Origin of the sequence: Lysobacter sp. M2-1, from assembly GCF_022662495.1 — a bacterium.
Lineage (GTDB): Bacteria > Pseudomonadota > Gammaproteobacteria > Xanthomonadales > Xanthomonadaceae > JAKPBU01.
On record NZ_JAKPBU010000001.1, the window covers coordinates 1,376,851 to 1,390,032 of the forward strand.

At 67.4% G+C, this 13,182-nt stretch carries 8 protein-coding genes; 2 read left to right on the forward strand and 6 right to left on the reverse strand.

Annotated elements, in window-relative coordinates:
* Nucleotides 1-47: 47 nt before the first annotated feature.
* The 4 genes from MC375_RS06045 to MC375_RS06060 form a co-directional block, all read right to left on the reverse strand.
* On the reverse strand, nucleotides 48-1,001 hold the full coding sequence (locus MC375_RS06045) for an alpha/beta hydrolase-fold protein (RefSeq protein ID WP_242102393.1): 954 nt from the start codon (nucleotides 999-1,001) through the stop codon (nucleotides 48-50).
* Nucleotides 998-1,708, reverse strand: coding sequence for a DUF6445 family protein (locus tag MC375_RS06050; protein WP_242102394.1), 711 nt, complete (start codon nucleotides 1,706-1,708; stop codon nucleotides 998-1,000). The genes MC375_RS06045 and MC375_RS06050 overlap by 4 nt, the downstream gene beginning before the upstream one ends.
* 9 nt (nucleotides 1,709-1,717) lie before the next feature.
* Nucleotides 1,718-3,790, reverse strand: a complete 2,073-nt coding sequence (locus MC375_RS06055) for a glycoside hydrolase family 97 protein (protein WP_242102395.1) — start codon at nucleotides 3,788-3,790, stop codon at nucleotides 1,718-1,720.
* A 78-nt stretch (nucleotides 3,791-3,868) separates the two neighbouring features.
* Entirely contained in the window at nucleotides 3,869-6,871 is a 3,003-nt protein-coding gene (locus tag MC375_RS06060; protein WP_242102396.1) for an alpha-1,6-glucosidase domain-containing protein, read from the reverse strand.
* Here MC375_RS06060 and MC375_RS06065 point away from each other — a divergent pair.
* The gene (locus tag MC375_RS06065) at nucleotides 6,870-8,390 is read left to right on the forward strand and encodes a tryptophan halogenase family protein (protein ID WP_242102397.1); all 1,521 of its coding nucleotides are present in this window, start codon (nucleotides 6,870-6,872) and stop codon (nucleotides 8,388-8,390) included. The genes MC375_RS06060 and MC375_RS06065 overlap by 2 nt on opposite strands.
* A 176-nt stretch (nucleotides 8,391-8,566) precedes the next feature.
* Here the strand turns inward: MC375_RS06065 and MC375_RS06070 are convergent, their stop codons facing one another.
* Complete coding sequence (locus tag MC375_RS06070) at nucleotides 8,567-10,189, reverse strand: alpha-glucosidase family protein (RefSeq protein ID WP_242102398.1); 1,623 nt, start codon at nucleotides 10,187-10,189, stop codon at nucleotides 8,567-8,569.
* A 224-nt stretch (nucleotides 10,190-10,413) separates the two neighbouring features.
* Here MC375_RS06070 and MC375_RS06075 point away from each other — a divergent pair, with 224 nt between their 5' ends.
* A complete protein-coding gene (locus MC375_RS06075; protein WP_242102399.1) occupies nucleotides 10,414-11,943 on the forward strand; it encodes an MFS transporter in 1,530 nt (509 codons plus the stop codon).
* A 123-nt stretch (nucleotides 11,944-12,066) separates the two neighbouring features.
* Here MC375_RS06075 and MC375_RS06080 read toward each other — a convergent pair whose 3' ends face one another.
* On the reverse strand, nucleotides 12,067-13,098 hold the full coding sequence (locus tag MC375_RS06080) for a LacI family DNA-binding transcriptional regulator (protein ID WP_242102400.1): 1,032 nt from the start codon (nucleotides 13,096-13,098) through the stop codon (nucleotides 12,067-12,069).
* Nucleotides 13,099-13,182: the final 84 nt, after the last annotated feature.

The window sequence follows — 13,182 nt, forward strand, 5'->3', positions numbered from 1 at the left end:
AGGCCGCAGCTCGCGCAACTTGAACATGCACTGCTGCAACGCAGCAATCAGCGGGCGCGCACTCCCAGCAGGAAGATCAGCGGGATATCGACCCGCGCGCGCCACGCCCGCTCATGATGCTCGGCGCCCGGGTAGACGCGGCTGATCCAGTGGCTGCCTTCCCGATAGCCGCCTTGTCGCAACGCCGCATCCATGCGCTGCTGGTAGGGCGCGTAGTTTGCATCCAGCGTGACCGTGCCATGGTCGAAGTACAGCCGGTGGGTACGCGGGTTGGGCAGGTGCGCGCCGAACCAGTCGACCATTGCACCATCGCCCGCCAGCCAATGGGTCGAGAGGGCGCCGGCGCCGCCGAACACCTGTGGATGTTCGGCGATCGCGTAGAGCGAGATCATCCCGCCCATGCTCGAGCCCATCACGAAGGTGTCGTCGCGGCCAGGCAGGGTGCGGAAGTCGCGATCGATCGCCGGCTTCAGTTCTTCCACCAGGTAACGCAGGTAGGCGTCGCCCAGCATGTCGCGAGCAGGAACTGGCGGATACGCATCGACGCCGGTGGCGACCGATTCGCCGTTCACCGCTTTCTGCGGCATGTATTCGGCGAAGCGTTTGGGGGAGTTCCAGATGCCGACCACGATCGCCGGCCGCACTTTTCCCGCTGCGATCAGCCGGGTCATGGCCTCGTCCACGCCCCAGTCGACCCCGGCATAGGTGTGCTTCGGGTCGAACAGGTTCTGCCCGTCGTGCACGTACAGCACCGGATAACGCCGGCGGGCGTCGGAGTCGTAGCCGGGTGGCAGCCAGACGTCGACCTGGCGCGCCGCGACGTGTCGCGACGCCAGCGCCGGCAGCGTACGCAAGTCGCCGGTGACGCCTGCGGGTGGCGGCTGCGGCGATGGTGGCGGGGTGGCGGCGGCTGGGGTCGGCCCGGATGGTGCCGGAGTGCTCTGGCAGCCGCCGAGGCATGCCAGCAGCAAAGCGCAGGCAAACCGATGTGATGGTTTCATGTGTCGAGCCGGCGAGTGCAAGTGAAGAAGCCGTTGATGGTCAGCCGGCCGCGACTCGGATCGTCGTCGAGCAGGTCCGGGCGTGCGATCTCGCCGGTGTGCAGGATCGTGCCGGAGTAGAAGATCAGTCGGTTCCAGCGGGCCGGGATGCTGAGCACCTTGCGGAACCAGTCGTTGGAAGCGGTCATGTAACCGGAAGCGATGCCGTACTCGGCCGCGAATCGCACTGGCGGCAGAGTGCTGGCAGCCTGCTTCATCGCAGCGATCTCGGCCAACGGACGGCTGGGCACGTAGAACCCGGTCCCACCGAGGTCCGGTTGCCGGAACAAGTACAGCACGCTCGCCAGGATGCATTGGCCCGGCTCGAGTCGGGCGTTGTCGACGTGGCACATCCATTGCAGCGGATGCAGTTGATCTGGCTTGCGCGTGGTGAGCGACAGCCGCGCCCGGCTGTCCAGAGTGCGGCGGCCGCCCAGGGCAGTGCGCACATGCGTGTTGAAGTAGCGCGCGAACGCCTCGAGTAGCGGCTGCGGGAAGCGCAACTCCGGCCCGGGGAAGGCATTATCCGGGAAGTCCCGGAACTGGTCGCGATGCGCGACCGCGTACTCGACCCAACGTTCCGGCTCCAGCAAGGCGTCGTCAATCACGTAGCAGGCGTGCCGCGGCGTGATCGGGATGGCCTGGATTTTGGGGTTGGGCTTGAACACGTACGGTGCCTAACGCGGTGCCACGAAGCGGATCGCCTGTCCGCCGCCCGGCGCCAGGCGCAGGGTCAGCGTGTCCTTGGCGGTGACCTGGCGTGTCTCCTTTTCGAACCTGAAGCGCTTCTCGCCCTGGTAGCTGCTGTCCTTCGCATCGCGATAGATCTGCGCCTCGTAAGCCCTGCCTGGTTCCAGAAAGTCGAGCCTGACCTTGAGCGTGCGCGGGTTCTCGTCGGTCACGCTGCCCAGGTACCAGTCGGCGCTGTTGCGGTCCTTGCGCACGATGGTGGCGTAGTCGCCGACCTCGCCATTGGACACGCGCGTGATTTCCCAGTCGGCAGGTACGTCCTTGATGAACTGGAACGCATCCATGTGCTTCTCGTAGTTTTCCGGCAGGTCGGCCGCCATCTGCACCGGGCTGTACAGCACCACGTACAGCGCCAGCTGCTTGGCGATGGTGGTCTGGATCGGCATGCCGTTCTTGCCCACCAGGCTGAGCACGCCGGGGGTGAAGTCCATCGGGCCCGACAGCATGCGGGTGAAGACCAGCATCGCCTCGTGCTCGGGTGGATTCGGCGGTTCGCCCCAGGCGTTGTACTCCATGCCGCGCGCGCCCTCGCGCGAGATCCAGTTGGGATAGGTGCGGCGCAGGCCGGTGTCCTTGATCGGCTCGTGGGCGTTGATCGCGATGTGGCGTTTGGCCGCTTCGGTGACGACACGCAGGTGGTGGTTGGAATTCCACTGGCTGTCGTGCCATTCGCGGATGACCGGGCCGTTCTTCTTCTCCTGGCGCTCGATCTGGCCGGCGTCGCAGACATAGCCGGTCTTGATCACGTCGATGCCCAGCCGCTCGTACAGGGCGAAGGCGTCCTTCATCTGCCGCTCGTAATGACTCACCGCGCAGGCGGTCTCGTGGTGGCCGATCAGGTGCACGCCCTTGGACCTGGCGTAGGCGGCGAGCTTTTCCAGGTCGAAATCGGGTGTGGGCTTGAGGAAGTCGAACACCCAGCCGTTCGCGAACCAGTCCTTGTCCCAGCCCGTGTTCCAGCCTTCCACCAGCACGCCGCGGAAGCCGTGCTCTGCGGCGAAGTCGATCATGCGCGTCGTGTATTCGGTCGTCGCGCCGTGCTTGGGGCCGACGCCCCAGCTCTGCGTATCCAGATGCATGCCCCACCACACGCCGACGTACTTGGCCGGCTTGAACCAGCTCACGTCGCCGAGCTTGTTGGGTTCGTTGAGGTTGAGGATCAGATTGGACGACTCGTACAGCTTGCCGGCGTCGGCCGCGATCTGGATCGTGCGCCAGGGCGTGTGGAACGGCGCCTGCTTCAGCACGGCGCCCGTGGAGGTGGGCGACAACACCGCACGGAACTTGCCGCTGTCGATGCGCTGCAGCCACATGCCGGAATAATCGACCAGCGCGGCCTCGTGGAAGGCGACATGGGTGCCGTCGCCGAGTTTGATCGTGATCGGCGTGTGCGCGATGCCGACGTTATCCAGCGGCGTCGTGCGGTAGATCTGCTCGTAGCGGTTCCATTCGCCGGCCGGGATCCACCAGGCCTTGGCCGATGCAGGATCGGCCAGGGTGAACTCGGTGAACTCGCCCTGGATCGCTAGCTCCTGCTGTTTCGGCTGCTTCGGGAACTCGTAGCGGAAGCCCACGCCGTCGTCGAAGACCCGGAACACGATGTCCATGCGCCGCTGGTCGCGGCCGGTTTCGGCGAACTGCGTGCGCAGTTCGCTGTAATGGTTGCGCACGGTCCTGCTCTCGCCCCAGGGTTGTTCCCAGGTGTCGTCGACCGTCGAGGTTTGCTGGCCCTGCAGCTGGAACCAGGGGAACAGCTGCGCACCATCGCGCAGGCGCAGGCCCAGCAGCGAGTCGGTGATCACTGGCTTGCCGTTGCGCTGCACCCGGTAGCTGATGCGGCCTTCCTTGGACAGGTCGATCTCGACGTTGAGTACCTTGCCCGGAGAGGCCACGGTGGCGATCGTGGCAGCGTGCACCGGCAGGCTGGCACCGGCGAACGCCAGGACAGCGGCCAGCGGTATGCGCAACCTGCGTTGCCTGGTCTGGGCTGGCACGGTCATGGCGTTCTTCCTCTGCTGCGGTTCGATGAAAAGGGTGGTCCGAGGCTGTCAGCGACGATCAAATCGGAACTATCGCGATCATCGCAGGACGTAGACGACCGCGGTCCGGGCCGGGACGTGGAATCGGCCGGTCTGCGGATCGTACTGCGCCTCGCGCAGCGCACGCGCGTCGGCTGCGGACGGGCTGTGCTGCACCGGGTGCAGGACGTAGCGTTTTGACGCATGTTCCGGCAGGGTCAGCGTCTGCGCATCCAGGGATACGTTGACCAGGTACAGGATCTCGCGAAACGCAGCCTGCGGATAACCCGCACCGTCCAGGTGCCCGGCAATGACCGACGGGTTCTGTTCGGGCCCGCTGTTGGGAAAGCGCAGGCGTTCGCGGATGTCCTGCGCGGTGCGCATCCGGAACAGGGAGGAGCTGGCGCGGATGCGCAGCAGATCGTTGAAGGCATCCCGGGTAAAGGCGATGTCGGCTGGTGTCGGCTTGATCTTTGCGTCCATCAGCAGCGGCCGCATCAGCGGCCAGTCTTCGCCGTTGTCCGGCTTCGGCGGCAGGCCGCTGCCGTAGAAGTTGTCGCGCCCGCTCCAGTCGACGCGGTTGAACCAGTCGCCGGAATCGAAACTGTTGCGGTCCAGCGATTTCGAGCGCAGCAGTTCGCCACCGGCGTGGAAATAGGCGATCCCCTGGCTGAACGCGTTCAGCGCCAGCGCGAGCAGCTGCACGCGCGCGCGATCGTTGCGCGAGGTGTCCCGCGGCAGCTTCCAGACGTTGATGTCGAACAGGGTCTGGTTGTCGTGGTTCTCGACATAGTTCACCACTTCGCCCGGCTGGCTGACGTAGCCGGCGGCCTGGCCCTTGTAGTCGACCTGCTCAAGCGCGACTTCGCGGCCGCGCGCATCGGTCATGCGGTAGTCGCGCAGGCTGCCGGCTAGGCCCACGCGCACCAGGTCGGCGGCGTGGAGCAGTTCGTTGGACGGTTTCGCGCGAAGAACGTCCTTCGACTTCGCGCCTGCGGCGCTGCGCTCAGGACTAACGGAGTCCTTGTCCGCCACCAGATCCGTCACCGGATTCCCTGATTCCGTTTGCCCAGAGCGTAGCGGGACGGCAGTCCCGCGAAGTCGAAGGGGGCGTGGACGCGCAGCGCCGAAGGCGAAGGACGCTTCCGCAAGTCCATTGATGTAGCCCGGCACGAACAGCGCCCCGCCATGATCCGCCGGTCCGCCGCCGCGGATCGCATCGCGCGTGCGGTCGCTGAAGGTGCCGATGCCGCTGCCGTTCAACGACAGCTGGGAGGCCTGGACGAAGCGTTTGCCGTCGGCGATCTCGCCGAAGTTCCAGCCCTCGCCGATCAGGTCGACATGGCGCCCGGCGGCGGCGTCCACCTCGCGCTGCAGGCGTTCCATTTCGGCGCGCGGCTGATGCCCCATCAGGTCGAAACGGAACGAGTCGATCCGGTAATGCCTCGCCCACAGCGCGACCGAGTCGCGCATCAGCTTGCCCATCATCCGGTGCTCGGTGGCGGTGTTGTCGCAGCAGGTCGAGCGTTCGACCGAGCCCTTCGCATCGAGCCGGTGGTAGTAGCCTGGCACGATGCGGTCGAGCACCGACTTCGGATCCTGGCCCGAGGCGCTGGTGTGGTTGTAGACCACATCCATGCCCACGCGCAGGCCGGCGGCATGCAGCGCCTGCACCATCGCCCGGAACTCGCGGATGCGCGCGGCGCCATCGCCCGGATCGCTGGCGTAGCTGCCTTCGGGCGCATTGAAGTGAAACGGGTCGTAGCCCCAGTTGTAGCAGTCGCCGGCTGCGACCCGCATAACCGCCGCCTGCTGAGCCTCGCTGTCGGGCGCCGCATCGGGGATCGCCGGCGCGACGCAATCGCGCTCGGGCACGCTGGCGATATCGAATACCGGCAGCAGATGCACGTCGGTCATGCCGGCCTGGCGCAGCGCGCGCAGGTGGCGCATGCCGTGGGAATCGGTGTCGGTGAAGGCCAGGTACTTGCCGCGATGTGATCCGGGCACGCTGGGATCGTCGCGCGAGAAGTCGCGCACGTGCAGTTCGTAGATCGCCATGTCCGTGGGCGCGGGCAGCGGATCGGGGCGCGGCGCGGCGTCCCAGCCTGCCGGTTTGGTCGCAGCCGCATCCAGGCTGGTGATGAAGCTGCGCGTGGAATCGGCCGCCAGGCCGACCGAATACGGATCGGTGACGCGGTTGCGGATCATCCCGGCGCCCGGCACGTGGACTTCGACCAGGTAGGTGTAATAGCTGCCCGACAGGGCCCGCCCCGGACCTGATCCGGGGTCGCGCGGCAGGCGCAGCGACCAGGTTCCGGTGGCGTCGTCGCGCCGCATCGGTTCGGCCGCAATCGCAGGCGACACGCCGTCGCGGTACAGGCACAGCGTCACCATGCGTGCGGTCGGCGCCCACAGCTTCCATTGCGTGGCGCGTCCGGACACGGTGACACCCAGGTCGGGCTGCGCCTCGGCGGCTGCATAGAGCGCATCGAGTGCGCCGGGCAGCTGCAGTCGCGTGGCCTCCAGCACGCGGCCCTGTGCGTCTTCGCGCACCAGCAGCAGCTGGCCGCGCAGCAGTTCCGACAGACGCGCGGCGTCGGCGTCCGCCAGCACCAGGTCGACGCCCGCGCCGGTGAAGGCGAAGCGTTCGGCCACTGCGGGCGGCAGCGGTCCGGCCGGCGCCAGGTCGAAGCCGTGGTCCGCGCCCGTGATCGCGCTCCCGGTCTGCGCACGCATGCGCCCGTTGGCCGAGGCATACAGGCGGTAGCGCCCGGGCGCCGCGCCGGGCCAGCGCAGATGGCGGCCGTCGAGCCAGTAGCCGCGTGCGTCGCTCGCGCCGTCCGCGATGGGCCGGGGCGTGCTGGCGACTTCCGTCGCATCGCAGCCGGCCCGACGCCAGCGTTCCAGCGATGCAGCCGGCGCCTGTTCGGCGCGAATGAACGGGCTGCCCAGCGCGCTGCATACGAATGCAACCACCCAGAAGCGGGCCAGCCGCAGCGCAGAATGACGGGCGGACCGCGGCGCCGCATACTCGCCGCCTGCACGGGAACGGGTTTCAGTCATGATCGAGCGCATCCGGGACATCGTCATCGTCGGTGGCGGCACCGCCGGCTGGATGACCGCTGCGGCGCTGTCCAAGGTGATGGCCGGCACCTACAACATCCGCTTGGTCGAATCCGACGAGATCGGCATCGTCGGCGTGGGCGAGGCCACGATTCCGATGATCAAGCTCTACAACCAGGCGCTGGACCTGGACGAGAACGAGTTTGTGCGCCAGACCCGGGGCTCGTTCAAGCTCGGCATCGAATTCCGCGACTGGGGCCGGATCGGCGACAACTACATCCATGGCTTCGGAAAGATCGGCCAGGACCTGGGCGTGGTCAGCTTCTACCACTACTGGCTGAAGATGCACCAGGCCGGCAAGGCCGCGCCGCTGGAAGACTATTCGATCAACACCGCCGCCTGCCGCCACAACAAGTTCATGCGCGCGGTGACCGACCGGCCGAAGTCGCCGCTGGCCGACATCGCCTACGCCTACCATTTCGACGCCGGCCTGTACGCGCAGTTCCTGCGCCGCTACGGCGAGGCGCGCGGCGTGCGCCGCACCGAGGGCAAGGTGGTGGATGTGCAGCTGGACGGGGAAACAGGCTTCGTCGATGCGATCGTGCTCGACAGCGGCGAACGCATCGCCGGCCAGCTGTTCATCGATTGCTCCGGCTTCCGCGGCCTGCTGATCGAGCAGGCGCTCAAGACCGGCTACACCGATTGGTCGCACTGGCTGCCCTGCGATCGTGCGGTGGCGGTGCCTTCGGCCAATGCCGGGCCGACCACGCCGTACACCCGCTGCACAGCGCGCAGCGCCGGCTGGCAGTGGCGCATCCCTCTGCAGCATCGCACCGGCAACGGCTACGTCTTCAGCAGCCACTACATCAGCGAGGACGAAGCCGCCGCCACCGTGCTGGCGAATCTGGAAGGCGAAGCATTGGCCGAGCCGCGCGTGCTGCGTTTCACCGGCGGCAAGCGCAACAAGACCTGGCACCGCAATGTTTATGCGATCGGCCTGTCGAGCGGGTTCCTGGAACCGCTGGAGTCCACCAGCATCCACATGATCCAGTCCGCGATCGCGCGCCTGACCGCGTTCTTCCCGCATGCCGGGTTCGACCAGGCCGACATCGACGAGTGCAACGCCCATGCCAATTTCGAGATCGACCGGATCCGCGACTTCCTGATCATGCATTACAAGGCGACCGAGCGCGACGACTCGCCGTTCTGGGATCACTGCCGCACGATGGAGATCCCCGATTCGCTGCAGCAGCGCATGGATCTGTTCCGCAGCAACGGCCGGGTGTTCCGCGAAGGCAACGAGATGTTCGCCGAGGTCAGCTGGTTGCAGGTGATGAACGGCCAGCGCGTGCCGGTGGCCGGCTACCACCCGTTGGTGGACGTGTATCCGGAAGCGAAGATCGCCGAGTTCCTGGAGGGCGTGCGCAGCGTGATCGGCAAATGCGTGGAAGTCATGCCCGGCCACGATGCGTTCATCGCGCGGCATTGCGCCATCTCGCCAGAGACCATGGCGGCCTGAACCTGGCCCTGGCGTAAGCGGCCGGTGGGAGCGGTCCTGGTCGAGAATGCTCTTCGGAACACGGTGCCGGCCGCCGAGTGGGGAATGCGATTGCGATGATTGCGCAAAAGCATTCGCGGCCAAGGCTGCTCCCACGGGAAGATTAATCGCGGCCAAGGCCGCTCCCACGGTGCACGTTAGATCTCGGCGAACGCGGCGGCGTAGGCGGGCAGGGTCACCGATGAGTCCTGTGGTTGGGCGCCGATCTGCCCGGCCAGTTCGAGCCAGCGCGGCGAGAGTTGCGAAGGCAGATCCCAGGCCACCGGCTGCGCCGACAGGTTGAACACGGCCAGCAGCGACTGCCCATCATGCTCGCGCACGAAGGCCAGCACCGGTTCGGGCGCATCGAGGAAGCGGATCGATCCGAGCACCAGCGCCGGCTGCGCGCGGCGCCAGCGCAGGAACGCACGGGCGGCCTGCAGGACCGAATCGGTCTCGGCTTCCTGCACGGCGACGCTGCGCGCGGCGTGGCGCGCATCGACCGGCAGCCACGGCGCGACCTGGCTGAAACCCGCGTGTGCGTCGCCGGCATCGGATGTCCACGGCATCGGCGTTCGGCAGCCGTCGCGTCCCTTGAACGTGGGCCAGAACGCGACGCCGTAGGGATCCTGCAGTGCTTCGAACGGAACATCGGCTTCGACCAGGCCCAGTTCCTCGCCCTGGTACAGGCAGACCGAACCGCGTAGCGCGCACACCAGCGCCACCAGTTGCCGGGCCAGCGCTTCGGCCGCATCCGCGCCGCCCCAGCGGCTCACCGCGCGCTGCACGTCGTGATTGGAGATCGCCCAGCACGGCCAGCCCTCGCCGAGTTTCGCTTCCAGCGTTTCCACCGTGCTGCGGATGTAGGCGGCGGAGGATTCGTCGGTGAGCAGTTCGAAGCTGTAGCCCATGTGCAGCCGGCGCGGCGTGACGTATTCGGCCATCGTCGCCAGCGAATCCTCCGACGAGATCTCGCCGAGCATGCCCACGTCGGTATAGCCGTCGCTCAGCGCGCGCAGCCGTTCCAGGTAGTCCAGCATCTCCGGCTGGGTGTTGTTGTACAGGTGGTACTGGAAGGCGTAGGGATTGTCGGGGCTGAAGCCGCGGCCGGTGCGCAGCTCGGCCGGCTTGGGCGGGTTGTCGCGCAACGCGCGGTCGTGGAAGCAGAAGTTGATCGCGTCCAGGCGCACGCCGTCCACGCCCTTGTCGAGCCAGAAGCGCACGTTGTCCAGCTGCGCGGCCTGCACTTCGGGATTGTGGAAATTGAGGTCGGGCTGCGCGGCCAGGAAGTTGTGCAGGTAGTACTGACCGCGCCGCGGCTCCCACTGCCAGGCCACGCCGCCGAAGATCGACAGCCAGTTGTTGGGTGGCGTGCCGTCGGGCCTGGCGTCGGCCCACACGTACCAGTCGGCGCGGGGGTTGTCGCGGCTGGCGCGGCTTTCGCGGAACCAGGCGTGCGCCTCGGAGGTATGGCTGAGCACCTGGTCGATCATCACCTTTAGGCCCAGCGCGTGGGCCTTGGCCAGCAGGCGGTCGAAATCGGCAACCGTGCCGAACAGCGGATCGACATCGCGGTAGTCGGCGATGTCGTAGCCGAAATCGGCCATCGGCGAGGTGAAGAACGGCGAGATCCAGATCGCGTCCACCGCCAGCGCGGCGACGTAGTCGAGCCGTTCGGTGATGCCCGGCAGATCGCCGACGCCATCGCCATTGCTGTCGAGGAAGCTGCGCGGATAGATCTGGTAGATCACCGCGCCGCGCCACCAGGGGGTGTGGGTCATTGCCGCGTCTTGCATCCATGTGCGTGCCGCGCATGGGGCGCGCGAGCCGGCGCACATCCTGTCATGCGCCTGCGCCGATCCGGGCGGACCGATGCGCGCGCCGCGCTCCACAGGGCGATGAATACGTATGCATGCCGGTGGGGTCGCACGCGACCGCAGTGCAGCAAGCCAAGTTGCCAGGCATTGGTCACACTTGCCCGATTCCAAGTTCAGGCAACCACGCCATGCAGGCCGCACGCGAGAAACCGCAACTGACGTTCTGGCAGATCTGGAACATGTGCTTCGGCTTCCTCGGGATCCAGTTCGGGTTCGCGCTGCAGAACGCCAACGTCAGCCGCATCTTCCAGACGCTGGGCGCGAGCATGGACGACATCCCGATCCTGTGGATCGCCGCGCCGCTGACCGGGCTGATCGTGCAGCCGATCGTGGGCTATCTGTCGGACCGCACCTGGACCGGCCTCGGCCGACGGCGGCCGTATTTCCTGGTCGGCGCGGTGTTGGCTTCGCTGGCGCTGCTGTTCATGCCGAACTCGCCGGCGCTATGGGTCGCGGCCGGGTTGCTGTGGGTGCTGGATGCCTCGATCAACATTTCGATGGAACCGTTCCGCGCCTTCGTCGGCGACCAGCTCGCTCCGCGCCAGCGCCCCAGCGGCTATGCCATGCAGAGTTTCTTCATCGGCGTGGGGTCGGTGGTGGCCAGCATGCTGCCGTTCCTGCTGGAGAAATGGGGCGTGGCCAATACCGCCGGTCCCGGCGAGGTGCCCGATACCGTGCGCTATGCGTTCTACGCCGGCGGCGCGGTGCTGCTGGGCGCGATCGGCTGGACCGTGCTGCGCACGCGCGAATACTCGCCCGAGCAGCTGCGTGCGTTCAGCGATTACATGCCCGACGAACGCATGCCGCACGTCGACGGCGCGGCGCAGCCGGCGCCGGCCCCGGGACCGTTGCGCAGGGGCGGGCAGGGGGCCGCGTGGCTGGCGGCCGGCGCGTTGGGCGCGCTGGCGGTGTGGCGATACGGCCTGGACAAGCAGCTGTACGTACTGGCCGGGCTGGCGGCCGGCTACGGGCTGGCGCTGATCCTGGCCGGCTTCACCCGTCCCCAGGGCATGCTCGCCAGCATCGTGCGCGACGTGCACGACATGCCGGCGAACATGCGCCGGCTGGCGGTGGTGCAGTTCTTCAGCTGGTTCGCGCTGTTCGCGATGTGGATCTACGCCACCGCGGCAGTGACCGGCGTGCACTACGGCACCAGCGATACGACATCGGCGGCCTACAACGAAGGCGCCAACTGGGTCGGCGTGCTGTTCGCGGCCTACAACGGCTTCGCCGCGGTGGCGGCCATCGTGATTCCATGGATGGCGCGGCGTTTCGGGCTGCGTGTCAGCCACCTGATCAATCTCACCCTGGGTGGGCTCGGTCTGCTGTCGATGCTGCTGATCCGCGATCCGCAATGGCTGTTGCTGTCGATGGTCGGCGTGGGCTTCGCCTGGGCCTCGATCCTGTCGCTGCCCTATGCGCTGCTCTCGGACAGCGTGCCGGCGGAGAAGATGGGCGTGTTCATGGGCATCTTCAATTTCTTCATCGTGATCCCGCAACTGGCGGCGGTCGCCCTGCTGGCGCTGCTGGTGAATCTGCTCGGCGGTGCGCCGATCCAGGCGATGGTGATTGGCGGCGTGTGCATGATCGTGGCCGGGCTGTGCACGCTGTGGGTGGCCGAACCGAGGCTGGCGCAAGCTCCCGTCGCGGTGCCATAGCCGCAACGGTTCCGTGGGAGCCAAGTTTGTGGGAGCGGCCTTGGCCGCGAATGCTTTTCTCAACGTCGCAGCCAAAGGCGAAGGGCATTCGCGGCCGAGGCCGCTCCCACAACCACAAAGGCGCTATCCCCGGGCGGGGCAGGAGCGCCGCACCACCAGTTCGGTCGGCAGGCGCTGGCTTTGCGCCGGGTGCCCGTCGACCAGGCTGACCAGGGTCTCCACCAGCAGCTCGCCGGCGCGCACGGTGTCCTGGCGCACGGTGGTGAGCGCGGGGGTGGTGATGCGCGCGGCGGGGATATCGTCGAAGCCCACGACCGCCACGTCGCCGGGCACGTCCAGGCCGGCCTCGGCCAGCGCGCGCATCGCGCCGATGGCGATCAGGTCGCTGGCGCCGAACACGGCATCGAAGATCGCGCCGCGGCGCATCAACTCGCGCGCAGCGGCATAGCCGGCGTCCTCGGAGCTTTCCGCATCCACCTGCAGCGCGCGATCCATCGCCAGGCCGGCATCGCGCAGCGCCGCATCACAGCCGAGGAAGCGGTCGAGGAATTCGGGGTAGTGGCTCGACGCATCGCCGAGGAAGGCGATGCGCCGGCGCCCGCAGGCGAGCAGGTGCGCGCCGGCCTGGCGGCCCCCGCCCATGTTGTCGCAGCCGATCGAAATGCCGGGCTGGTCGGGCATCACCGCGCCCCAGCGCACGAACGGCGTGCCCTGTTCCACCAGCTTCGACAACTTGCCCAGGTAGGCCAGGTAATCGCCGTAGCCGAGCAGCAGCAGGCCGTCGGCTTTCTTGCTGTCGCCGTAGTCGGCATGCCAGTCGTGCGAGAGCTGCTGGAACGAGATCAGCAGGTCCTGGCCATGGCTTGCGCAGGCGCGGGTGATCGCGCTGAGCATCGGCAGGAAGAACGGATTGATATGGGATGCGTCGCTGGTGGGATCCTCGAACAGCAGCAGCGCCAGCGTGCCAGCGCGCTGGGTGCGCAGGCTCGAGGCGTGCTTGTCCACGGTGTAATGCAGCTGCTCGGCCGCTTCCAGGATCCGCCGGGTGGTTTCCGGATTGACCAGCGGGCTGCCGCGCAGGGCGCGCGACACCGTCGACTGCGAGACGCCGGCCAGGTAGGCGATGTCGAACGAGGTGGCCTTGCCTTTCGCCATATCGGGCGCTGTGCCTCATGGACGCCGAAGGGAAGTCTAAGTCATGTCGTCTGCGCTCGCCGTGGCGCGCAACAGTGGTGGAAC

Bases quoted from the DNA above. Each gene is read 5' to 3' on its own strand.
- MC375_RS06045 (WP_242102393.1), bottom strand. From the start codon at position 1,001: ATGAAACCATCACATCGGTTTGCCTGCGCTTTGCTGCTGGCATGCCTC.
- MC375_RS06055 (WP_242102395.1), bottom strand. From the start codon at position 3,790: ATGACCGTGCCAGCCCAGACCAGGCAACGCAGGTTGCGCATACCGCTG.
- MC375_RS06065 (WP_242102397.1), top strand. From the start codon at position 6,870: ATGATCGAGCGCATCCGGGACATCGTCATCGTCGGTGGCGGCACCGCC.
- MC375_RS06060 (WP_242102396.1), bottom strand. From the start codon at position 6,871: ATGACTGAAACCCGTTCCCGTGCAGGCGGCGAGTATGCGGCGCCGCGG.
- MC375_RS06070 (WP_242102398.1), bottom strand. From the start codon at position 10,189: ATGACCCACACCCCCTGGTGGCGCGGCGCGGTGATCTACCAGATCTAT.
- MC375_RS06075 (WP_242102399.1), top strand. From the start codon at position 10,414: ATGCAGGCCGCACGCGAGAAACCGCAACTGACGTTCTGGCAGATCTGG.
- MC375_RS06080 (WP_242102400.1), bottom strand. From the start codon at position 13,098: ATGGCGAAAGGCAAGGCCACCTCGTTCGACATCGCCTACCTGGCCGGC.